This window comes from Brevibacillus sp. HB2.2, assembly GCF_013284275.1.
GTDB classification, from domain to species: Bacteria; Bacillota; Bacilli; order Brevibacillales; family Brevibacillaceae; genus Brevibacillus; species Brevibacillus brevis_D.
Genome location: NZ_JABSUV010000012.1, coordinates 131,851 through 154,425, shown reverse-complemented (window position 1 = coordinate 154,425; position 22,575 = coordinate 131,851). Strand labels below are relative to the sequence as shown.

General features: G+C 43.8%; 23 protein-coding genes. 6 read left to right on the top strand and 17 right to left on the bottom strand.

Features of this window, described 5'->3' with window-relative positions; translation table 11 throughout:
* The 9 genes from glnA to HP401_RS11355 all read right to left on the bottom strand — a co-directional run.
* The coding region (gene glnA, locus HP401_RS11395; RefSeq protein ID WP_173605056.1) for a type I glutamate--ammonia ligase at positions 1-1,278 on the bottom strand (1,278 nt) is incomplete at its 3' end.
* A 35-nt stretch (positions 1,279-1,313) separates the two neighbouring features.
* On the bottom strand, positions 1,314-1,724 hold the full coding sequence (locus tag HP401_RS11390; RefSeq protein ID WP_015891641.1) for a MerR family transcriptional regulator: 411 nt from the start codon (positions 1,722-1,724) through the stop codon (positions 1,314-1,316).
* A gap of 169 nt (positions 1,725-1,893) precedes the next feature.
* The gene (locus HP401_RS11385; protein WP_015891642.1) at positions 1,894-3,171 is read right to left on the bottom strand and encodes a methionine gamma-lyase family protein; all 1,278 of its coding nucleotides are present in this window, start codon (positions 3,169-3,171) and stop codon (positions 1,894-1,896) included.
* Positions 3,172-3,178: 7 nt separating this feature from the next.
* Positions 3,179-4,471: a GTPase HflX gene (hflX, locus tag HP401_RS11380; RefSeq protein ID WP_015891643.1), complete on the bottom strand. Its 1,293-nt coding sequence runs from the start codon at positions 4,469-4,471 to the stop codon at positions 3,179-3,181.
* An 85-nt stretch (positions 4,472-4,556) separates the two neighbouring features.
* Positions 4,557-5,474, bottom strand: a complete 918-nt coding sequence (locus HP401_RS11375) for an RNA ligase family protein (protein WP_173605055.1) — start codon at positions 5,472-5,474, stop codon at positions 4,557-4,559.
* A gap of 217 nt (positions 5,475-5,691) precedes the next feature.
* On the bottom strand, positions 5,692-6,000 hold the full coding sequence (locus tag HP401_RS11370) for a putative periplasmic lipoprotein (RefSeq protein WP_254457046.1): 309 nt from the start codon (positions 5,998-6,000) through the stop codon (positions 5,692-5,694).
* A 206-nt stretch (positions 6,001-6,206) separates the two neighbouring features.
* Positions 6,207-6,668 (bottom strand): hypothetical protein, encoded by a 462-nt coding sequence (locus tag HP401_RS11365; RefSeq protein WP_173605054.1) that lies wholly within the window; start codon positions 6,666-6,668, stop codon positions 6,207-6,209.
* A gap of 83 nt (positions 6,669-6,751) precedes the next feature.
* Entirely contained in the window at positions 6,752-8,371 is a 1,620-nt protein-coding gene (locus tag HP401_RS11360) for an NHL repeat-containing protein (protein ID WP_173605053.1), read from the bottom strand.
* Between the two features lie 270 nt (positions 8,372-8,641).
* Complete coding sequence (locus HP401_RS11355; RefSeq protein WP_173605052.1) at positions 8,642-8,950, bottom strand: hypothetical protein; 309 nt, start codon at positions 8,948-8,950, stop codon at positions 8,642-8,644.
* A gap of 316 nt (positions 8,951-9,266) precedes the next feature.
* On the opposite strand from HP401_RS11355, the gene HP401_RS11350 reads away from it, so the two are divergent.
* Positions 9,267-10,217, top strand: a complete 951-nt coding sequence (locus HP401_RS11350) for an AAA family ATPase (protein WP_041749481.1) — start codon at positions 9,267-9,269, stop codon at positions 10,215-10,217.
* Positions 10,218-10,247: 30 nt separating this feature from the next.
* Here HP401_RS11350 and HP401_RS11345 read toward each other — a convergent pair whose 3' ends face one another.
* A complete protein-coding gene (locus HP401_RS11345; RefSeq protein ID WP_173605051.1) occupies positions 10,248-11,000 on the bottom strand; it encodes a DUF4184 family protein in 753 nt (250 codons plus the stop codon).
* A gap of 20 nt (positions 11,001-11,020) precedes the next feature.
* A complete protein-coding gene (gene infC / locus HP401_RS11340; protein WP_173605050.1) occupies positions 11,021-11,506 on the bottom strand; it encodes a translation initiation factor IF-3 in 486 nt (161 codons plus the stop codon).
* 201 nt (positions 11,507-11,707) lie between these two features.
* On the opposite strand from infC, the gene HP401_RS11335 reads away from it, so the two are divergent.
* The 3 genes from HP401_RS11335 to HP401_RS11325 all read left to right on the top strand — a co-directional run bounded on the left by HP401_RS11335 (position 11,708) and on the right by HP401_RS11325 (position 14,000).
* Positions 11,708-12,175 carry a MarR family winged helix-turn-helix transcriptional regulator gene (locus HP401_RS11335; RefSeq protein WP_015891650.1) on the top strand — a complete coding sequence of 156 codons (468 nt, stop codon included), beginning with the start codon at positions 11,708-11,710 and terminating at the stop codon, positions 12,173-12,175.
* Positions 12,176-12,222: 47 nt separating this feature from the next.
* Entirely contained in the window at positions 12,223-13,455 is a 1,233-nt protein-coding gene (locus HP401_RS11330) for a multidrug effflux MFS transporter (RefSeq protein WP_173605049.1), read from the top strand.
* Positions 13,456-13,568: 113 nt separating this feature from the next.
* On the top strand, positions 13,569-14,000 hold the full coding sequence (locus HP401_RS11325) for a VOC family protein (RefSeq protein ID WP_173605048.1): 432 nt from the start codon (positions 13,569-13,571) through the stop codon (positions 13,998-14,000).
* A gap of 143 nt (positions 14,001-14,143) precedes the next feature.
* On the opposite strand, the gene hfq is transcribed toward HP401_RS11325, so the two are convergent.
* The 4 genes from hfq to HP401_RS11305 form a co-directional block, all read right to left on the bottom strand.
* Positions 14,144-14,383: an RNA chaperone Hfq gene (gene hfq, locus HP401_RS11320; protein ID WP_007719110.1), complete on the bottom strand. Its 240-nt coding sequence runs from the start codon at positions 14,381-14,383 to the stop codon at positions 14,144-14,146.
* A 29-nt stretch (positions 14,384-14,412) separates the two neighbouring features.
* A complete protein-coding gene (miaA, locus tag HP401_RS11315) occupies positions 14,413-15,372 on the bottom strand; it encodes a tRNA (adenosine(37)-N6)-dimethylallyltransferase MiaA (protein ID WP_173605047.1) in 960 nt (319 codons plus the stop codon).
* A complete protein-coding gene (locus HP401_RS11310) occupies positions 15,369-16,154 on the bottom strand; it encodes a class I SAM-dependent methyltransferase (protein WP_173605046.1) in 786 nt (261 codons plus the stop codon). The genes miaA and HP401_RS11310 overlap by 4 nt, the downstream gene beginning before the upstream one ends.
* Before the next feature lie 300 nt (positions 16,155-16,454).
* Positions 16,455-17,657, bottom strand: a complete 1,203-nt coding sequence (locus tag HP401_RS11305) for an alpha-amylase family protein (RefSeq protein WP_173605045.1) — start codon at positions 17,655-17,657, stop codon at positions 16,455-16,457.
* A gap of 292 nt (positions 17,658-17,949) precedes the next feature.
* Between HP401_RS11305 and HP401_RS35565 the strand changes: the two genes are divergently transcribed.
* Together HP401_RS35565 and HP401_RS11295 are read left to right on the top strand one after the other, a co-directional pair.
* A complete protein-coding gene (locus HP401_RS35565) occupies positions 17,950-18,921 on the top strand; it encodes a globin-coupled sensor protein (RefSeq protein WP_173605044.1) in 972 nt (323 codons plus the stop codon).
* 934 nt (positions 18,922-19,855) lie between these two features.
* Positions 19,856-20,665, top strand: coding sequence for a phosphotransferase family protein (locus HP401_RS11295; RefSeq protein ID WP_173605043.1), 810 nt, complete (start codon positions 19,856-19,858; stop codon positions 20,663-20,665).
* A gap of 272 nt (positions 20,666-20,937) precedes the next feature.
* Here HP401_RS11295 and HP401_RS11290 read toward each other — a convergent pair whose 3' ends face one another.
* Together HP401_RS11290 and HP401_RS11285 are read right to left on the bottom strand one after the other, a co-directional pair.
* A complete protein-coding gene (locus HP401_RS11290) occupies positions 20,938-21,858 on the bottom strand; it encodes an IS3 family transposase (RefSeq protein WP_173605059.1) in 921 nt (306 codons plus the stop codon).
* Positions 21,816-22,493, bottom strand: coding sequence for a helix-turn-helix domain-containing protein (locus HP401_RS11285; protein WP_173605042.1), 678 nt, complete (start codon positions 22,491-22,493; stop codon positions 21,816-21,818). The genes HP401_RS11290 and HP401_RS11285 overlap by 43 nt, the downstream gene beginning before the upstream one ends.
* Positions 22,494-22,575 lie beyond the last annotated feature (82 nt).

Sequence of the window (22,575 nt, the reverse complement as noted above, 5' to 3'; positions counted from 1 at the left end):
ATCCCACTCAATTTCTTTCGCTTCAATAAAGTGTACCAATGCATGCTCGCCCAATGCTTCGCAAATCACCGGATCTGCTTTCAGGCACTCGATTGCTTCCTTCAAAGTAGCAGGCAAGTTCTCGATCCCGTTTGCTTCGCGGTCTTGCTCGGTCATCACGTAGATATTGCGATCAATAGCAGCTGGTGGTGTAAGCTTGTTTTTGATTCCGTCCAAACCAGCTTTCAGCATAACTGCCAACGCCAAGTATGGGTTCGTTGCAGGGTCTGGGCTGCGTACTTCAATACGCGTGCTCAAGCCTCTGGACGCAGGGATACGGATCAATGGAGAGCGGTTTTTCGCAGACCAAGCTACGTAGCAAGGAGCCTCGTAACCAGGAACCAAACGCTTGTAAGAGTTTACGAGCGGATTCGTGATCGCAGTAAAGCTGCGAGCATGTTGTAAAATACCTGCCAGGTAATGCTTGGCTGTTTGGCTCAGTCCCATTACATCGGACTCGTCATAGAAAGCATTTTCTTTCCCACGGAACAGCGATTGGTTCGCGTGCATACCGGAACCTGCTACACCGTACAGCGGTTTTGGCATGAAAGTCGCATGCAGACCATGTTTTTGCGCGATGGTTTTAACAACCAGTTTGAACGTCAAGATTTGGTCAGCTGCTTGGAGTGCATTCGCATACTTGAAGTCGATTTCGTGTTGACCTGGAGCTACCTCGTGGTGAGATGCTTCCACTTCAAAGCCCATTTTTTCCAGCGTCAAAACGATATCACGGCGGCAGTTTTCACCGGAGTCGAGTGGAGCAAAGTCGAAGTATCCGCCTTGGTCATTCAGATCCAGCGTAGGCTCACCTTTTGCATCCAGCTTAAAAAGGAAAAACTCAGGCTCTGGACCTACGTTGAAAGCTGTGAAGCCCATTTCTTCTGCTTCTTTCAAGGCACGCTTCAGGATGTAGCGCGGGTCTCCTTCGAATGGAGAGCCATCTGGCATGTGGATATCACAGATCAGACGTGCAATCTTGCCAAACTCATTGCCCCACGGGAATACTACCCATGTATCCAGATCTGGTACCAGGTACATGTCGGATTCCTCGATGCGAACGAAGCCTTCGATGGAAGAACCATCAAACATCATTTTGCCATCGAGTGCTTTTGGCAATTGGGACAGCGGGATTTCTACGTTTTTAATGATCCCCATCAGATCGGTAAACTGCAGTCGAATATACCTTACGTCCTCTTCTTTGGCCATACGCATGATGTCTTCTCTTGTAAACTTGCTCACATTTCTCTCCTCCAGTCTCTATATCGGCTTTCTATCTAGTGGAAGAAGCGGGAAAGCTCTCCACGTATCAATGCACCCTCGCCATGGCGAGTGGCATCGCGATACATAATCTGTTGCCTTAGGAGCTGATGCAGCTCTTTGTCGGACATATCCTTGCGTTTCTCTTCGGACGTCGTAGTAATCTCTGTTTGTTCCATAGCAGGCTCTTGCATTTGCAGGACTTGCTTGATCCCTGCAATATTCAGTCCTTTTTCAATCAGAGCCTTGATTTCCAACAAACGATCTACGTCGTTGAAAGAAAAGAGCCTCTGCTTCCCTTCTGTGCGGGCAGGCTGAATCAGGTCGTTTTGTTCGTAGTAACGGATTTGCCTCGCAGTGAGATCCGTCAGCTTCATGACGATCCCAATGGGAAAGAGGGCCATATTCCGGCGAAGGTCATCACTCATGACTTGTCCCTCCTGTTTCGTATTTCTTAGTCTTATTCTATTTTATAACAAAATCTCTGTCAATAGATGTTAGATAATATTACACGAAAAGTTATGTACAGTTTTCTTACATAAAAAAAACGACATCCTCCATCATCCAGAGAATGCCGCCATTCCTTGCGTTTTTATCTTATTCACCCGGTATTTCGAGCAAGCCTTTTTCAAGCATCCCATTCAACGCCGTCAAAATTCCTACTTTTACGTGCGAGTACGTCAAACCGCCTTGAACGAAGCCCAAGTACGGTGGACGAATCGGACCATCTGCCGAAAACTCAATGCTGGCCCCTTGAATAAACGTACCGGCTGCCATAATCACAGGATCAGCGTATCCAGGCATTTCGCTTGGATACGGAGTGACGTGGGAATCAACTGGTGCTGCTTTCTGTATCCCTTGGCAAAACGTGATCAATCGTTCAGCACTGCCGAATTCCACGGATTGAATCAGGTCGGTTCGCGGCTCATGCCACAATGGATTCGTTTTGAAGCCCAAACGCTCCAGCATTGCTGAAGAGAATACCGCTCCCTTTAAAGCTTCGCCCACGACGTGTGGAGCCAAGAAAAATCCTTGGTACATCTCCAGTAGCGAGTAGAGCGATGCACCGCCCTCTGCACCAATTCCTGGTGCTGCCATCCGATACGAAGCAAGCTGAACCAAATCCTCGCGTCCTACTATATAACCGCCTGTTTTGACCAAGCCGCCACCCGGGTTTTTGATGAGAGAGCCTGCCATGATATCTGCACCTACGTGCAATGGCTCTTGCTCCTCCGTGAACTCTCCGTAGCAGTTGTCTACAAATACGATCAGATCAGGCTTGATTTCTTTTACAACCCGAATCATTTCTTGGATTTTCGCAATGGTGAAAGAAGGTCGATCTGCATAGCCTCGCGAACGTTGAATCCCGATGACCTTCGTCTTTGGTGTAATCGCTTGTGCGACTGCAACAAAATCAATTTCACCTTCTGGCGTCAAAGGCACGTAGCTATAACCGATGCCGTAATCCTTGAGTGAGCCCTGTCCTTCGCCGCGCACACCTACTACTTCTTCCAGCGTATCGTACGGTTTGCCCGTAATATAGAGAAGATCGTCGCCTGGACGAAGAATGCCAAACAAAGAAATCGCGATCGCATGCGTACCCGAGATGATATGATTGCGCACCAAAGCGGCTTCTCCACCAAACACTTCGGCGTAAATCGATTCTAACGTTGCACGTCCAGAATCATCGTAGCCATAGCCTGTGGATGTTGAAAAATGAAATTCATTGACTTCATGCTTTTGGAAGGAACGCAATACTTTCAGTTGATTCGTATCCACCAAAGCGGAAATCTGACGGTGTCTCTCTGAGATTGTCGCTTCCACCTCAAGTACGAGAGGACGAAGCTTTTCTCCATGGGAAAAATATGAAAACATCTGTTACTTACCAACTCTCTTCAACAGTCTCTGGTTTATCCAGGAGGAATGGAGCAATCCTGCCGTATATCGGATTATCCTTGTTCACGCGGACGGTGATCAAGTAGGCCGCTTCCTCTTCATTAAATTCTTGTTCCATCTCTACCCCATCCCGATGCAAGAGCGAGAGAATGTCTCCACGTTCGACGGGAACGCGCAGTTTCATCGCATTGAAAGATTGAAGTGCAAATGACTCAATACGGGTGAGCAGTTGCTTCAGGTCATCTTCCCGCATGGCAGAAATCAAAATCGATTCGTCTGCACGTGGCAAGTAAGAACCCTCTGTAAGCATATCTGCCTTGTTGAAAACGACTAAATGCGGAATTTCTTCTGCTTTTAGCTCGCGCAAAATCTTGTCGACAACTTCCATGTGTACTTGGAAATCAGGGTGATGACTATCCACCACATGCAGGATGAGGTCTGCTTCCTTAACACCTTCCAGCGTCGAACGGAATGCAGCGACTAGACTCGTTGGCAAGTCTTGAATAAAACCAACCGTATCCGTCAATAGCACATCCAGTCCGCTCGGCAGCTCCAATTGCCTGGTCGTCGGGTCCAAAGTGGCAAACAGTTTGTCTTCCTGCAATGTGTTTGCATTCGTAAGCTTGTTGAGGATCGTCGACTTCCCAGCGTTCGTATAGCCGACTAATGCAATCTGGAACACATTGTTTTTCTTCCGACGCTCCCGATGCAACTGTCTCGTCCGAACGGTATCCTCTAATTGCTGCTTGAGTTCACTGATCCGCTTCCGAATATGGCGACGATCGCTTTCCAGCTTGGTTTCACCTGGACCACGCGTACCGATACCGCCTCCGAGACGGGAAAGCTGCTTCCCTTGCCCGGCAAGCCGTGGCAGCAAGTAGTTGTATTGCGCCAGCTCTACCTGAATTTTCCCTTCACGCGATTGTGCACGTCCTGCGAAAATATCCAAAATGAGCTGCGTGCGATCAATCACTTTGCAATCAAATACTTTATCCAAATTACGAGTCTGGCTCGGAGACAACTCATCGTTGAAAATGATGACATCTACATCCAGCTCTTCAGCCCTCTGCGCGATTTCATCAATTTTTCCTGTCCCCAAATACCAGGCAGAATCAACCCGGTCCCGATTTTGCGTGATGACGTCCAGTACTTCTACACCAGCAGTATCGGCCAGCTCATGCAATTCTTCCATGGAAAGACGGGTTCTTTCTTCATCCCGGTTATCTAAATAGCAACCAACCAGTATGGCTGTTTCTTGCGTTTTGATCAGATCGTTCACCGATTCACGCCCCTTCCTGATTATCATACCACATTTTGCCCAAAACGTTACGACAGCGGGGCATGCCAACTGAAATCAACTTGTATCATGGGTTACCTGGCGCTTTCTCTAAGAAAAGCTCCTTGACGAAAAGCGGAATCACTTTGCTAATCGCTTTGCGGAGCTCCTTCTCATCGTATCCATCAGGCAGGGAATCCGCCTCTTCCTTGAAGAGATCTTCTTGAATGCGGAGATTCAGATTTTTCAGGATAACCCCCATGTCTTTTACACCAAAGGTCTCTTCCAGTACACCTTCGTCAATTAATTTGTAAAGAAACTTTTCCACGCGTGCGCGCGTTACATACTGCTCTACGAACAACACTTCTCCTGACTTCGGTTGATTCGGGTCTTTCGGTGGCTTTAGACGTTTGACTTCACTAAATACATCTGTGACGATCTTAACAAATAACTGTCGCCCAAAGCGATCCCGGTAATCGGCATTTTTCACGACAATGCCCTCACCGATTTCTTCATCCCGGAGCCTGCCACCTAGCGCAGTTTTGCCGACAAACGATTTGAGATGCTCTTCCCCTTTGTATTCCCCCTGATAAAAGACCGGTACTAGATGCAAGCCAAGTCGCTGCGCCTCCCTTTCCACGATAGCGAAATCCACATATTCGCAGGCTACGGTATCGTATAGATCAAATAAAAAGAACTGCTTTTCATACTGAGGATATTTAATTTTATGCGGATTCAACCACTCTCCGAAATAAACCATGCCCGCCAGGACTTCCTCTTTTGGGAGCTGTTGTGTCCACTGAAAAAAGCCATGCAAATTCTCTTCCTCGTGTAATTCCATATTTCGAGAGAATGCCCGGATGTTGTTCGTTTCTTCATCGTATCGAAAGCTTGCATTCGCCCCGTCAAGCTTTTCTTGAATGATAATGAAATTCCCTTCGTTAAATATACCTTCTGTCGTTTGATGTCCGAGACGTATGACGTCCGTATACTTCTTTTGTTCCATCTGAATCCTCCGCATGTTTGATAAAGCCCTTTATTTTGGAAGATTATATCATATTATGGAATTTTTAATGGGATTCCTTGAAGAAAACAGAACGACCATCACTCTTCATCACGGAGTAATGGTCGTTTACCTTTCCTCTTTGGTTATATGACTCACTTCTCCCGTTTGTGCATTCATTTGCAGAATAATATTTACTTCATTATCATAATCTGTAGCTTTAAACTGCCAATGATCTTTCTGTCCATTTGCCACTTTTCATAATGCTTCCGTCATCTTTTATCAAATGAAATGGTATTGCCCTTGCTACTTGGAAGATTGTTTCGTCTTTCGGGAAGTACCACTCCGCTTCATAGGTAGTGCTGTCATTCGACTGCGTTTTATCATTTTCTATTACTAAGAGACGTTTTTTTGCTGTATCTTTTTCAATGACGTATCCTGTAAGTGTTTGTCTTTCAATCTCATTGTTACTCGTTGCACATCCAGACATGAGTAATGCTGCTAAAAATAATGTAGAAACCCTTTTCATTGCAGTCCCTACCTTTCTAGGCTCCGATGAAAGGAATGTTCTTAAGGGAACCTAGATCTCCATTTCATTTTCAATAAAAATTGCCTCATGGTTGAAATAAATCACTATTTTCTGATATGAGTATAAACTCCTGTATCAGCAATTTAACCCCGATTAGTGTTCCCTCACTCAACTTTATACTTTATTATTCAAACATAAAATCATTCCTATGGGATATATGGTGGCAATCCCATTACTTTAAAAGAATCGTCTATTTTTTTCACAGTGTATTCAATTTGCTTACCGTTCTCAAACGATGTATCGTCCAAATATTTAAAAGAAAGTTTGTAAATATACTCTTTATCACTGATCTTGGTTTTTTCAATTATCGTATCGATTTTTACTATGTTTCCTCCATTGATTGTACAGTAATTCTCAAGCAGCTTTTTATAATCATCTTTGGCAACTGACGGATTGTTTCCAATCAAGGATTCATAATCACCACCGTACAATTTTACCATTGTGTCATAGTCTTGTTTACTCAAAGCATCAAAATATTGATTCAATACTAGATCCGGATCTTGATGGTTTTCTTTCACCTTTTCATCTGCTGGAAGACATCCTGCTAATAGAGTGGTCAGAATACAACAAAGCAAAATCCACGTACCCTTCGTTAAATTTCTATGCAAAATATCACATCCCCCTACTGTCGTTAGAACAAAAGCTAAGATACCCAATAATATGAATATCTTAGCATAAATGTAAATTCCTTTTATTCTTTTATCGTATAAGGTGTGTAACTTTGAGCATCATCCCAACTTCTATAGTACGACTTTGCTTTGTCTCCTGTCCCGTCAGTTGTTGCTTCATAGGTATAAAATCCTTTAGGATTGTCTGATCCTTTTTTGACTGATTCCAACATCCAAACATGTCCTTTTCTAAGCCCGATGTCACCTGCTTGGAAGTCATACCAGCTAGTCTTTTTAAATTTCTTTGTCAAATTAGAGGTTCCAAATTTGTCGCCTAATTCATATGCAGATGATATAAAACCACTGCAATCAATTCCTGCTGTACCAGACGAACGGTAGTCTAGGTTCGTATTTACGTTGCCTGCCGTATCCCCTTTTGATATGCTATCCTTAAAATTTTTCCCTGAAGAGTTTGAAGTATCTACACCATCATATCCTCCCCAGTTATATGGAATACCCTGTTCTTCAACCGTCTTCGAAACTTTTGCCAAATGATCAGGCGGTGTAGTGTTTTTAGTTGAAGAAGTTTTCATTTTCTTAGGATTGTAATCCCATGAGATATATGTCATTTCTTCTGCTCGTTGTAACGCAGTATACCAATCATTTGCTTGAGCATTTGCTTTAGAACTTCTAATCTCAAGCTTTTCTTCGTCAAAGAATGCTATATTTTGTTTATCTTCAGGTTGGATCTTTTTAAGAAGTTGCTTGTCAATATTAGTCTTTTTTTCTTCAGTAAAGGGGAGTTCATATATCTCTACGGAATTCTTCCTTGTGATCATTTGATATGCTTTACCATCTTTTGTTACATATAAGAACTTAAACGGAATCGCAGTAAAATAAGTATCTTTTGTGGGAATTGCGAGAGCAGTTCCAATTTGCTCACCATCTTGATAACGCCCTACTCTTGTTTCAACATATAACCCTTCTCCAATTATAGCTTCCTTTTCAACAATGAGCTGTTCCCCTTCTTCAGTGCTTCTTAACAGTGCTGTTTCAACAGGAACATGATCATATGAAACTTCAACTTTCTGGTCAAAGGTAACTAATTCAACAGTGTGATCATCAATACTTTTCACTTTAAAAGTAGGCTCTTCTTTTAGAGGTCTTTTCCCCTTGTTAAGACTCAGTTCTGTGTCGTCAAGCAAGCGAACAACAATCTCGTTGTCTTTATTAAAAAACAAACCACTTATTTCGAATCTGCTTTGATTTACAGTTACTTGGTATTCATTCTCCAATTCGCCGTTTTTGAATTGAAGAACATGCCCCAAGTCACTCAAAACGAAGATTTTACCATCTTCATCGATTTCAATATCAAAAAACTCTTTGTCTTCTGGTAAGTCAATAGTCTGTTTACTATTCCCATTTTTATCATATACTTCAATCTGATGCCCAATTGTATCTAAGATGAAAAATTCCCCGCTACCCGAAACTGCAAAACTTTTTGGGCCTCTTAGTTCTATATCCTCTAATTCCTCTTCTGAGGAATAAGTAATTTCTCCACTCCCCTGCCCTACATCAACTTTTAGAACTTTTTCTGCATTGTTATTATCTTTGTTTCCAGCTAGAGCGGAGGTGCCAGTGATTGTCAATGATACACCTATAACACTAGCAACAATGCCTTTGATATGTTTGTTACTAAACATTTTCTTCACTCCTAGTATAAATATTGAATTCTCTTACCCTTGCTTCTGTTTAATCTCGTTCCTTCCGTCTCCTTTCACTTAATGATTAGAAAAAACGTGTAAAAGGCATCACCAGTAAACGATACAAACTACCAATATTTGGTAATCTCTTTCTTATGATAATTTATCACATTCAAAATCACCTATTCAAATGATTTCCTAATTTTACATATAAATTTCTGTTATATTCACATTTTTGCCACAAACGCATTACACTGAGACGTTTTCTGTCTACACAAAGTAGACAACGTATTTTGAGATAAACGTATCTGCAATCAAATATACTAGCGAAACATAGATAATAAATATGGTGATATCGAGTGCTTTATTTGTCTTACTTCGATTATTTAACCCCAACCTTTTGACACCAAGATAAATGATATAGAGCGCCACAATGTAATATAGAAAATAACTAAAATAAATAGGCGCAGAATCTCCTAATGCACGTTTATCACCTAGCATATAAACAAATACTTTTCCGAAAAACAAGAAAGTCCCAGAGAGCGAGTATATCATCAAATATTCTATTATTTTCTTCATAGGATTTACCTCCTTGCTAACACACGCCTACAAACCACTCCAATAACTTGATATCCTGTTTCATGACCATTACTTCCGGAAAAAATTTGAAAGTATTCTGAATCACAAGCACTTCCTTCCATTAAGGAAGACGATCTTCTAAATGCAATCAAGTAATTTCCCAAGGCACTTGTTTATCAGGTGCCTTTCTTATTTTAATAAGCACATCCAATTTCGCCCAGAGACTTTTCCAATTCGATCTCTTGCGTAAAAATAGGCAGGTTTTCCGATGTTCCTGAGTATACTTTCTGTATGATGGTCAAGGCAGGTGAAACATGTGAAGCAAGCAGGAGCCATTCCTCAAACGGAGGTGCTCGAATCTTCAAGTAGCAATAATCGAATTCAAGTTGTATTCAATCGTCCAGTAAGTGTTAAACAGCTAAATACTTTACCTGAAATAGTTCGTACCACGTCGAGTTCAAATTTAACAACTGTTTTTGAAGAACTAGAAAGCCTGATTGGTTTACATGAAGCCAAGAAAACGATTTATGAAATTTATGCGCTCATCAAAATGAATAAAGCAAGGGAACGACACGGTCTTAAAATTGAGAAGCAAGTTTTCCATATGGTTTTTAAAGGAAATCCCGGTACTGGGAAAACAACAATCGCACGCCTTTTCGGAAAGATCTTTAAGGAAATGGGTGTTTTAACGAAGGGCCATCTAACTGAAGTTGAACGTGCAGACCTTGTTGGTGAATTTATTGGGCACACGGCACAAAAGACCCGTGATCTTGTTAAGAAAGCCATGGGAGGAATACTGTTTATCGATGAGGCCTACTCTTTAGCTCGTGGCGGCGAAAAAGACTTTGGGAAAGAGGCTGTAGATTGCCTTACAAAATGCCTTGAGGACTTTGGCAATGATTTCGTCTGTATCATTGCTGGGTACAACGATGAGATCGATACATTTCTTGAGTTAAATCCTGGACTTCCTTCACGTTTTCCCGTCCACATCAACTTTGCTGATTATGAGGTGGATGAGTTGATGGAAATTGCAAATGTAATGGCAAAGAACAAGGAGTACAGAATCTCTGCTGAAGCAAGTGAAAAACTGAGAAGAAGACTGCTAACAGTAACGAGTGATCCGTTTCAAGTAAATTTCAGTAATGCAAGATATGTACGAAATAATATAGAAAAGGCAATACGTGTGCAAGCCGTTAGATTGCTCAAAATTCCTGACCCAACCCGTGATGATTTAATGAATTTGAAGTCTGAGGATTTTTCCATTTAAAGACAATAAAATCCCTCATATTGAGGGATTCTACTTTTTCAATCTGAGCCTGTCCAAAGCGAAGCAAAGCACCACGATTCCAAGCAGTGATCCCGAGAGAAACGGGACAACTTGCTGCAAAGGATGGATGAGGGGTGAAATTCCTTTTACCACAAATGCATGTAAAAAGACCGTCACGATCCCAAATATCCCCACTCCGAACCAGAACAGCCATTTTTCCAAAACAGGTACCTGTCTCATGACGACCTGTCTGTTTTTCCGCGCTCTTCGCCCAATCACATACAAAATGGCCAAGCCGCCGAAAAGGGTACTACTGTGCTGTAGCAGCTTGTAAACCGGCACGTGATAATGAGCGCACGAGATGGATTGTTGCAAGAACAAGAAGTGGTCAACCATACGACCACCGTCATGCGTGAAGGCGTCCCATGCGATATGACTCAAACTGCCGATTATCGCGGAGTATACAAACACAAGTGCCATTTTCCACGCTGGCATTCTGCTTCCCTTGTTTGTGTAGTCCAGCCCTCGCCCCATCCACTCTGGCAACCGTGCAAGCATCGGCTTTTTGACCACGTATTGGTACAAAAACGCTAATAGGATCGCGATCGGCAAATCAACCACCCACAATCCGAGCATGGTGTGACTGTACACGCTGAATGGCTGCATCCGGAAAAAATACTCAAAATCTGGTGCCATACTGCCAAAAACAAGGGCAGAGAACGAAAACCACTTGCATTTGCGTAGCGGTAGAACAATAGCAGGATGAGCAAAAGTAAAAGGCATGTGCTTACTCCTTTTCTTGATTAGAACGGCAATAGATTGGCAACTACCTGCTTGCCGCTTACTTGAATCCCTTTATCCTGTTTTCCGCAATGAGCCAGATCTTTGATGAGCTGCTCAATTAACCGCTTGGCTTCCTGACTTTCTTTTTTTTCCAATTTTACAGTTAGCTGCACGGCATCCCCGGATGAAAGAATTCGTTCTGCCTGTCTTTTTTTCGTATCGTAATCATGGTCTTCAATGTAGGCACTTAGACGAATTTCTTTTATTTTTACGCCTTTTTCAGCTTTCCGGTTTTTGGCGTTTTCCTGGATAACCTGTTCCTTATAGTTCGTTCGATTCACTAACTGACAAGGCGGCGGACTTGAAGCCAAAGAAAGACAGACGAGGTCCACTCCCTGGTCTTTTGCCATTTGTAGCGCTTCTTTTGTGGAGATGATTCCGAGATCTTCCCCGTTTACTCCTGTTACATGCACGACAGCCGCTTTTATTTTTTCGTTCAGGATCATCTTGATCTCACCTAACCTGTTCTTTCGATTTTCAAGGACATTATTACTTCTCCAAAGAGTGCTGCGTATCCTCCCAAAGCTCGTACATGCAAATCATTTTCATGACGAAGTCCAATCGTTTTTTGTATAATAGGACAAGGCATGAACTTACGGGCGTCTTTCACAGAATATTCATTAGCACACTAATTCATTGGGGGTACTTTGGTGGAGTTCAGTTATGCAACCGCATTAACCCATTCTGCATCGCATGTAATGAAAATGCATCGGCAAAATGTAGAATTTCTGATTCAGAAATACGACGTCTATCCCGGCCAGCCCATTCTCTTGATGCGCCTGATTGAAAAAGATGGAATGATACAAAGCGAATTGGCCAGAAAAATCGGGGTAAAGCCCGCTACGCTTACCGTCATGATTAATCGGATGGCCAAATCGGGACTTGTCGAGCGCAGAGAAGACGAACGCGACCAACGTATCTCCCGCGTTTATCTTACCGACAAAGGTCGGATGGCTACCAAGCATGTCAAAGAAGTATTACGCGTCATTGAGGAAAACTGCTTCATCGGATTCTCAGAGGAAGAAAAGGATGTGTTGCGTGGCTTGCTCGATCGCATGCACAGCAACCTTCAAGCTTATTACTTGCAAAATACGCAACCCACTTCTGAGCTGTAAATAGCTTTTTTCCTGGAAAAACAATGAGAAAGGTTTGACAACTTATCGTGAATCATATGGCAAAAGAACTTGATCCCTCTTCTCTGACTGGCAACAAATCACGACGGCTGTGGATGGCTGCGATTCTAGGATCGCTTTCTGCCTTTGGCCCACTGTCCTTAGATATGTATTTACCTGCACTCCCTATGCTTGCCGATGATTTGCAGACAAGCACCTCCATGACCCAGCTTAGTTTGACAGCATGCATGCTCGGCCTGTCCATCGGTCAATTATTCGCAGGGCCGATCAGCGACGTACGTGGTCGAAGAATCCCTTTGATTATTGGACTCATTTTGTATGCGGTCTCTTCCTTTTTGTGTGCGGTAGCTCCCTCTATTTATACGTTCGTCTTACTTCGCTTCGTACAAGGTCTTGCTGGTTCTGCTGGAATTGTTATCGCCCGCGCTACGGTTCGCGATTTGTACGCAGGGACAGAACTGACGAAGTTTTTCGCTCTCTTGATGCTCATTAACGGGATCGCTCCGATTGCGGCACCTATCGTAGGGGGACAAATCCTGGAATTTACTACCTGGCACGGCGTGTTTGTCGTACTGGGTCTGATTGGCGCTATCATGTTTCTCGTCGTGCTGCTCGCTCTTCCAGAAACATTACCACAAGATCGCCGCTCCAAAGCGGGAATCGGCAATACACTGGCGACCTTTGGTACCTTGCTGAAGGATCGCGTTTTCATGGGTTACGCCGTGGCGCAGGGGCTGGTGACTGCTGCTATGTTTGCCTACATCGCCGGTTCGCCCTTTGTGTTTCAAAAAATATTTGAAGTGTCTCCCCAAACGTTTAGTCTGATTTTCGCGATTAATGGTGTCGGCATTATTATCGCGAGTCAAATCACTGGGAAGCTGGCGGGTAAAGTGAAAGAAACTTCCTTGTTCATTGCCGGGATTACCATTGCGGGAGTCGGCGGAATCCTCCTTCTGGCAATGATTCTCCTACAAGCTGGGCTTATTGCTGTGCTCGTTCCCCTATTCTTTGTCGTATCCAGTGTAGGGATTGTGGGCGCAACAGGCTTTTCCCTTGCCATGCAAAATCAAAGCAAGGCGGCAGGAAGTGCATCTGCTCTCCAGGGGCTACTTTCCTTCATTAGCGGCGGAATTGTCGCGCCACTTGTGGGAATCAGTGGCGAACATACCGCAGTACCGATGGGGATCATCATTGCGCTTTCTACAATCGGCGCCATTGTCTGTTACGTAGTCATGGTTCGCCGGAGTTCTTCAGCATCCTAATCAATTCCCCCCATTGCAAACATACGTTCTGTGCATTATAATCACATTATGGGCAATAATAGTAAGTGGATTTGACAAGTTGGTCATATGAAAACCAAGGGAGATGTTGACACATGGCATTGCGTTTGATTCCTTACATCGTTTTGGACGGTACTGCAAGTGAAGCGATCAGCTTTTACGAGGGTGCGCTAGGTGCTGAAGTGCTATTCAAGCAAACCTTCGGTGAAATGCCGGAAAATCCGGAGTTACCATTACCTGCAGAAGCCAAGAATCGTATCGGGCATGCTACTATTCGCGTCGGTGAAACTGAAATGATGTTTTCCGATACCTTTCCAGGTCAACCGCATCAGCCTGGTGATCAAGTGACCATCTGCATCTCGACCGATGATAAAGAACAATCTCATAAGATTTTTAATGCCCTGCAAGAAGGCGGTCAAGTGATTATGCCTCTGCAAGAAACGTTCTTCAGCCCAGCATACGGCAATGTGAAGGACAAGTTCGGCATCACGTTCCAAATTTACACGAATAATCATTGCATGGAGTAATGTGAAAGCCCTGTTCGCTTCAACGGCGACAGGGCTTTTTTATTGATACTTTGGATTTGGACGTTGATGGTATTTCCAACACTCGGGCCAGATCATTAAAAGAACCAGGATCACATGTATCCTGGCTGTTGGTGTTACTTCTCTTACTGTTGGTTGTTCTCCTGAGACATGAGTGATACAGGGCGTTGCGGAGTGAAAGTGGAGATCGCATGCTTGTATACTAATTGTTGCTTGCCTTCGCTATCAATCACAATCGTGAAATTATCGAATGCTTTAATATACCCGCGCAATTGAAATCCATTCACAAGGTAAATGGTAACCGCGATGTTTTCTTTCCGCAAATGATTCAAGAACGTATCTTGAATGTTGATCGTCTGTTTCATGTACACTACCCCCTAAAAGGACTTGTATGTTATATATTCGGCAATTGTTGAAACTTTCCTGCCAATATTCGCTTGATAGTTTCCACGTTATTCCTCTGTTCGGCTGAATCGGTCATGTCAAACCAATGAATTTCTTCCATGCGCCGGAACCAGGAAAGCTGACGTTTGGCAAAATGTCGCGTTCGCTGCTGTATGTCGTTCACTGCTTTTTCTAGCGTGATTTCTCCATACAGGTAAGGGATGAGCTCCTTATACCCTAAGCCTTGCATAGAGACCAATGACGCGTCGTAACCAGCATCCAAGAGCCCCCTCACTTCCTCAACCAGTCCCGCTTCGATCATGAGTTCGACCCGGTGGTTGATTCGTTCATACAGCTTTGCGCGGTCCATCGTGAGACCAATCATCACCAAATCATAGGGTGAATGCTTCGCCCGGAGCTGAAAGTCGGACATTTTGTACCCGCTGCTTTCATAAATCTCCAATGCGCGAATCACCCGCTTTACATCATTGGGATGCAAGCGTTCGGCTGTAATCGGATCGACATCGGCCAATCGGGCGTGTAGTGCTTCCACACCTTCACTGTCAGCCAATCTTTGCAGTCGATCACGCAGGTCAGGGTCTTGAGAAGTGGTGGAAAACTGAAATCGATGAGTAACCGATTCTATGTACAGACCTGTCCCGCCGACGATAAACGGAAGTCTGCCACGTTGGTTGATGTCTGAAATCAACCTTGCGGCACTTTCCTGAAACATCGCAACAGAGTATTCCTCGTCTGGATTTTTAATATCAATGAGGTGATGCGGTATGCTCGCAAGCTCCTCAGGTTCTGCTTTTGCGGTGCCAATATCCATCCCACGATATACTTGCATGGAATCTCCGGAAATAATCTCACCGTCGAACTGTTCGGCCAGCTCCAGACTAAGCTGGGTTTTGCCGACCGCTGTTGGGCCAATAATTACAACTAGCCTTTCTCTCTGTTGCAAGGTCACTCCCCTCCACCTATCTCTTTGTAGCTGTACACGACCTGCTGGCCGCGGGAGCGAAACGGCGTAAAGCCAAAGCGCTCGTACATCCTGCCTTCTTTTCCTTCTTTCATTACCACACGTTTTCTCGCAACACGCTGCGCTTCCAAAACAGCCTCCTCGGAAAGAGCCTCTGGATTGGCGAGCTCACGGACTCCAGCGATCCCCGACGAGCTTTGTACAGTTATCTCGAACATAGGATCGAAATAAACGACGTCGAAGGAACGGGCGGGCAGTCCTCTCAGTACTTCTAGATGGTTGCCACATCGTACCTCAATACGACGCATGGCTTGCTCTAATTCTTCCGCATCGGATGACCAGTACCGCAACCCATCTTCTACTAAGATGGCTAGCAATCGCTCAGATTCGATGCCAACAACTTTCCCATTTGCACCAGTCGCATGAGAAAACACAATCGCATCAGCACCCAAACCCAAGGTGGCGTCCAGCACTTTATCCCCTGGATGAATTTGGCAAGCAACAAGCATAGTATCAGTATCGCCGCGCATGAGCCGCTTTATACGAAAAGCAGAGGTGTTCGGATGAAAAAAGAATGGTTTTTTCCCCGGCACTTCCAGACGTGCTCCGAGAGCGGAAACCACCAACACTTCTTCTACCCCATATCGCTTGCGCATTTGACCCAATGAAAAATCGCGTCGATTCACAACTTGTAGCCCCAATGTACTAGCCAATTCAGCTGCGTGACGCAAGGTTTCTTCACCAGGCTCAAGTCCTGTCGTAACAATCACGCCTTTGTTCCCTTCCTTACGTCTTCGCCTTTTGATCAGAACTGCTGTTCCAGAAAAACGACTCGACGGTTTTTACATAAACGGTAACGATCATATTATTGTAAGCAGGATTAATTTGCCGGTCAAATAGAATCTGAACCAAACTTTTTTCCTGTTCGCTATGACAATCATACCATTTTTTATGAAAGCGCGTCGGACTGTAGTATGATTTTCAGTCCATCAGCTTCACCCAAGTAAAAAAGACCCGCGAAGTTCCGTGGGCCTTGTTGCATAGGGGTATACGCCAAGTGAATGAAAAAGTTATCTCCACTCCTCAACGGCAAGGTTTGCCTGTTTGATCCAGTTCAGTCTGCGGTTATTTAACAGACCGAGGTTGTAATAAACAATCGATTGAGCGCCTGCGTCCACTGCTGTTTTCACCCTCGCTGCCAACTCGACTGCTGACTGGATTTGGTTATGATGCAAGGAAAAAGCGGCTCCCAACGTCGTTTCTGGCGCTACAAGCTTGATTGCATGGAATGTATAGGCCACATCACCGACACTGTCTCCATAGGCGAGCGGAACGACACGATCGAGAGTAGCCGCTGCTTTTCGCAAAGAAACCCCTTCCCAATATGACTGATTCACAAAAAACGGTGTCGAGGACGGAAAGCCATCCAACGCAGTCCCCAGACTCTGTGCGATCTCCCTCAGGCTCCTCCATAACTGATCTACCGCTTCCAGACGAGATTGCTGATAGTGATACAATTCCGGGTATTCCAGCAGCAAAAAGGCAACTTCTCTCGCTTCGGCGGATACTTGCGAGTGAGAATCGGCATCCACCATCTGACTGACTAGCCTTGATACAAGCTGTCGAACTGCTCCGACATCGATTCGCTGCAATTCGGCACGCTCCGTACATGCCCCGCAAAAACAGAGCGAGAGTAACCATTGCAGCGATTCTCCTAACGGTAAGAGACATACTTCATGATGCTCGCCATGCTTCATCGGCAAAAAGGCAGTCGCTTCGATCAAAATCCGCTCTGGTTTGACCTGCTCTAGCGTATCGGTAAAAAGGGCCTTGGCGTAATGCTGAACCTCAGGCTGCGATGGACATAGTGCATATGTGTATGTATCCCCCCAAATGTTTTGCACACAAAGATCTGGGTGAGCCAAACCAAGTGTAGAATTGTGAAGGCCAACCCACCAAGTATGAAACCCCATCCCTGCTTGCTCACAAGCTTCCTTCATTTTGCCAAGAATGCCTGCTTGTGCGATTGGCTCGTGTACAGTCGGGCGCAAACGGTTGTACTTCGACCATTCAGGCGTAAACGATACCCCTGAAAACGGCAGCCTGCGAAACGTTTTGCTTTGCGGGTGAAAAAATCTCCCCTGATGGTAGCTGCTATTGACCACCGCTGTATTGCATCTAGCTTCTTGCAATGTTTGCATCACAGCCTCGATACCACTTTCGGCTATATCCCACGGATAGATAAACATCCCGGTTTGGCGTGATGAACTCATTTTGTTTCACCTCGTTTTTGCAAGTAATCATAAGTCAGTGTTTGCCTAAAATCAATTCCATTTTTCAAATTCTCTGAATAATACCCCAAACAAATACCCCCAAATCCCATACATCTTCCATGTTCTTAGTTGCAGGGATACGCCCTTCTTCAACATCTCATATTTATCGAATCAGTATATAGTTCATAAATATTTCATTTTTATTTAACATTTTATTATTATTTAGCATTTTATTTTTGTTAGAATCTGAAAGAGTTTTACATTACATATAAAGAAAATAGGGGTTGGCATCATGATTGCACTGGATAATAAATGGAATTCACTTAGGGTGTTCTACGGCCTAACAAAAGAAGACTTAGACCTCTTGTATTCACACAAAGAATTCTTCAGCACTCACTCAAAAGAAATCGTAGATTGTTTTTATGAAGAATTGGGAAAACACCCCAACTTAGATCAATTGATACGTACAAATGTAACAATGGACCAATTAAAGAACATGCAGATTTGGTATATCGAAACACTTTCTTCTCATATTATTGATGAAGAATATGTAAACAGCCGAAAACGAATCGGAACAACCCATGCGAGAATTGGATTGTCTGCCTCTTGGTTTTTGGGTGGATACTCACTGTATTTACGTCTTTTTTCAGAAAGAATTCAATCGCTAGAAAACTCAGCTGCATTTTATCAGGCTCTTATCAAAAGAGTTTTTTTTGATTCTGCAATTATTCTTGAACAGTATATCGGTGACACGATGCGTGAAAATGTAAGCTACCGCCACAACATGGAGCAAATGGCAGCCGAATTGACAGCTACAACCCAGGAAGCGCTTAGAATCTCTTCCGTCTTCACCGACTCCGCAACCAAACTATATGAATACAATGGTGAGATCGCACATTCCATGAATGTGTTAAAGGAGCAGAATGAGGAGATTGAGAAACTCAGCGGCTTCGTAGCAGATGTTTCTACACAAACCAATCTTCTAGGCCTTAATGCTGCGATTGAAGCTGCTAGAGCTGGAGAGCACGGACGTGGCTTTACCGTTGTTGCTAATGAAGTACGTAAATTAGCCGATAAATCAAATGCCTCATCTAAAGACATTTATCAATCTCTACAAAACATTAACAATCAATTACTTAAAATTGATCAACAGGTCTCATTATCAACGGTTTCCGCTGAGCAATTAGATACTACTTCCGAGCAATTATTTTCTATCATCCATAAACTAGATGAAATTTCTCGTCGTCTTCAGAATAAACACTAACTACTTCTGAACGGCCAAAGGAGCTTATTTCTTTGGCCGTGTCCTATTATGAAGCTCCTCCCTTTCTCTCACGCTTCCAGGACCTCCAACACTGTCAATTGCCGCCGTGAGATCGACCTGTCTTGATACATAGTTCCTCTATTGTTGGTGTTCTACCCCGCCCTGCTGAAAAAACAAGAGCGTTTGTTATCTAGAATTAACCACTAAACTGAGCTAACAATAGAAAAATTAGGATAGGATTAATAATGTGTCACATTTCGCTTGGGCAGGCACGGCTACATCGTCGTTCTCGAAGCGGGTGATAACGTCTGCGATCTAAGAAACGTCGGACTTAACCGTGAAGACGGAGGACTGCTGGGGAGTTGTCCCGAGTACGTCGAACTCCTCGACGTCGGCGAAGGTATTCAGTGACCCCCAAAATCTCGCAGAAGCCCGTTTGCGCCGACTTTGCAGTCTAGCGTGCCCATCCCAAACCATGCACACCAAAGCGCCTTTCCAAGTCTTCTGCGAGATTTTCCGAAAAAACTTGCCGTTACTTATGATACGGTTCTCCGCGCTTGATCTTAAACTAATTTGCCAATTAGCTTAATGAAGCGCCAGTCAGTCTAATTTTTTTCTGAGTCTGACACTTAATTTCTCCGCTTCGTCCTCATGTTCAACCCTTAGTTGGTTGAAGTAGTCCTCAACCTGATTAAGGAAAGCACCGGAAGTGCTCCAGCGCAGCGCAGGACGACAAAGTCCTGCCGTATCTTGATAACGCTCATTCTTACGTCCCTCCTGAAAATAATAATGCCCCCTCGAAAAGGGGTCTTGGTCTGGATCACGAACTTGATATATATAAGAAATTGTAATAGATTCGCTTTTTTAAGTTAGCAGGCAGCATTCCTAATATGAAGCATAATCACAGGGAGATTTCAAAGTAGGAGATGATACATTGAAAAAGATTAGCGAGGGTCGAACAGCCGAAGTATTTGCTCAAGATCAGGAGAAGATATTAAAGCTTTATAGGGACGGATTTCCAATGGAAGCGGTGAAATATGAATATGAAGTAAATCGGATTGTGGCCTTCCTTAAAATTCCTGCTCCAAGAGCGTACGATTTGATTGACTTTGATCATAAGAAGGGTATTGTGTTTGAAAGGATTGAGGGCTCAACACTGCTTCGTATGGGTGTTCAGTTTCCTAACGAACTCAATTGCTTGACTAAAGAGTTTGCTGAACTACATTATCGCATACATAAATATGAACTTGATGTGGAACGAATTGGAGGATCATCCGTCCTTAATCAGAAAGAGGTCTTAGCTCGCAACATTCAGAACGCTTCCCAACTATCTAACGAAGTGAAGCATGAGATCATTGAATATTTAAAAAATCTACCGGATGGAAACCGTCTATGCCATGGTGATTTTCATCCAGAAAATGTTATGATCGGTGAGCGTAACTGGGTAATAGATTGGATGACAGGGATGATCGGTAATCCTGCTGGTGATGTCGCTCGAACTTTGCTATTATTCCGTTTTGGTACGCTGCCTGATGAGGCTCCAAGTAGCGTTAAAGATGCACTTGAACTGATGAGGGATAAAATAAACGGAGTATACTTGGAACAATATCTTTCATATTCTGGTCTGCAGTTCAGTGACATTGATGAGTGGATGTTACCGATTGCAGCGGCTAGACTATCGGAATGGATTCCTAACGAAGAGAAAGCACTACTGTTAAACTTAATCGAAGAACGATTGAAGTAACGAAAAACAACGGTTTTTTGAGCGAGCATAAATGAAAGGGCCATCCCGCAAAAGGATGTCCCTAAAACTTGCCGTTACAGACAGCGCGGAGAACCGTATCACAAATTGAAGTTGTTATTTAACTCCCTCCCTCTAAATGATTAAGAATACTCACTCTAGCTCATGAATTCGTAAAACGGGTATCGTTAGTTCAATCAAAAAGCGGCTGTCTAGGACTTTATCTTCTGGTCTGAACTGCACCCCGTCAAGTAGACAGTACAAATAATAAAAATTTAGGCGGCCTTGGTCCTGAACTCCATCGGACTGAGGACGTTTAGTTTTGCTTGTAATCGTTCGTAATTGTAAAAGTGGATATAGGCCTCAATATCTCTCTCAAGTTCCTCAAAAGTATGGTACGTGTGCAAATAGTACTTCTCACATTTGAGGGTCCCCCAAAAAGATTCCATTGGGCCGTTATCGATACATCGTCCCACACGGGACATGCTCTGGATTATGTTGTTGTCATCCAAAAGTTTCTTAAAGCCCAAGGAGGTGTATTGGTAGCCTCGGTCGCTATGAAGCATGGGGCTACTTCCTGGTGCTGCCTGCAAGGCCCGTTTCAATGTCTGGAATACAAGTGGATTGTTATTGGAACGCCCTAATACATAGGCGACGATGGATTTATCATGAAGGTCGAGAATAGCACTTAAATACGCTTTCTGGCCGTTACCGTACTTGAATTCCGTTACATCGGTGAGCCACTTTTCATTCGGTGCATCGGCATGGAATTTACGGTTTAGTAGGTTTTCCGCCACCTGCTGCGGCGTGGCGTTTGTGTACTTCTTTTTCTTTCTCCGGATAACAGACTGGATTCCCATTACCTTCATTAACCGTTCTACGCGCTTATGGTTAATGGTTTTTCTGGTTTGTTTTCGCATATGGAGGGTTAATTGACGGTATCCAAAGGTGTGCTCCACTTTCTCATAGATGGTCATCATCACCTGGGTAAACTTCTCATTCTCCATCTCTCGAGGACTGGGGTTGCGATTTAGCCACTTGTAATAGCTTGAGCGTGCAATTCCTGCAATTTTACATAGGAGTTGAACGCTAATTGATGCATCCTTTTGAAGCGCTTGGATGGCAAGGTAAATTGTTTCCTGCCGTGTCTGATTTAGCGTCGCCTTCTTTCTAGCTCCTCTAACTTTTTTAAGAATGCATTTTCCGCCCGAAGTCGCTCAATTTCGTACTCCATCTTCTTCATCTTGAGTTTCTGTTGATCGGCCTCTGTTAACTCCTCCGGAGTTTTCTTTCTCCCTCGGCTATCCTTTAACGCATCCTGACCGCCATCTCCGAACTTCTTCACCCATTGGTATACTTGCTGGTAGGACACCTGAAAATGTTCAGCTGTCTTTTGGTAATTATGTTCATGTGCCAGACAATACTGGACAATCTCAATCCGTTCTTGCCAAGTCGTAGAGCGACCCTTTGTCATAGCTTTTGCTTCCCCTTTATAGGCTTTTAAGCTGCTATGACCATTATACTTGTTGATCCAATTAAAAAGCTGTCTCGTGCTAGCAATCTTGTATTTATCGATGATCTGGTACTGAGACAATCCCCCCTCAAGGTAATCCATTACCGCTCGGAGCTTAAGCTCAGCACTATAGCGTTGAAGATGCGTACGACGCTCTAACCCTTCATATCCATACATCTTGTACCGACGCTGCCATTTCATTAAAGTCGTCTTGTTAATCTCATATTTCTTCGCAGCTGCCAGGAAACCAATCTCCCCATTTGATACTTCTTCTAGAATGGCGAGTTTCTCAAAAGCATTATATTTACCTCTAGACATGAAAAGCTCCCCTCACAATAGCAAGCTTTTTATTATTTCGCCTGTCTACCGTATGGGGAGCATATCAGACTTTATCTTCTGG

Coding starts and splice junctions, on each gene's coding strand:
- infC (WP_173605050.1), bottom strand. CDS start 11,506: ATGATCCTGAACGAAAAAATAAAAGCGGCTGTCGTGCATGTAACAGGA.
- HP401_RS11385 (WP_015891642.1), bottom strand. CDS start 3,171: ATGTTTTCATATTTTTCCCATGGAGAAAAGCTTCGTCCTCTCGTACTT.
- HP401_RS11370 (WP_254457046.1), bottom strand. CDS start 6,000: ATGAAAAGGGTTTCTACATTATTTTTAGCAGCATTACTCATGTCTGGA.
- HP401_RS11390 (WP_015891641.1), bottom strand. CDS start 1,724: ATGAGTGATGACCTTCGCCGGAATATGGCCCTCTTTCCCATTGGGATC.
- HP401_RS11285 (WP_173605042.1), bottom strand. CDS start 22,493: ATGTCTAGAGGTAAATATAATGCTTTTGAGAAACTCGCCATTCTAGAA.
- HP401_RS11360 (WP_173605053.1), bottom strand. CDS start 8,371: ATGTTTAGTAACAAACATATCAAAGGCATTGTTGCTAGTGTTATAGGT.
- HP401_RS11345 (WP_173605051.1), bottom strand. CDS start 11,000: ATGCCTTTTACTTTTGCTCATCCTGCTATTGTTCTACCGCTACGCAAA.
- hfq (WP_007719110.1), bottom strand. CDS start 14,383: ATGAAACAGACGATCAACATTCAAGATACGTTCTTGAATCATTTGCGG.
- HP401_RS11355 (WP_173605052.1), bottom strand. CDS start 8,950: ATGAAGAAAATAATAGAATATTTGATGATATACTCGCTCTCTGGGACT.
- HP401_RS11325 (WP_173605048.1), top strand. CDS start 13,569: ATGGCATTGCGTTTGATTCCTTACATCGTTTTGGACGGTACTGCAAGT.
- HP401_RS35565 (WP_173605044.1), top strand. CDS start 17,950: ATGATTGCACTGGATAATAAATGGAATTCACTTAGGGTGTTCTACGGC.
- HP401_RS11305 (WP_173605045.1), bottom strand. CDS start 17,657: ATGAGTTCATCACGCCAAACCGGGATGTTTATCTATCCGTGGGATATA.
- HP401_RS11375 (WP_173605055.1), bottom strand. CDS start 5,474: ATGGAACAAAAGAAGTATACGGACGTCATACGTCTCGGACATCAAACG.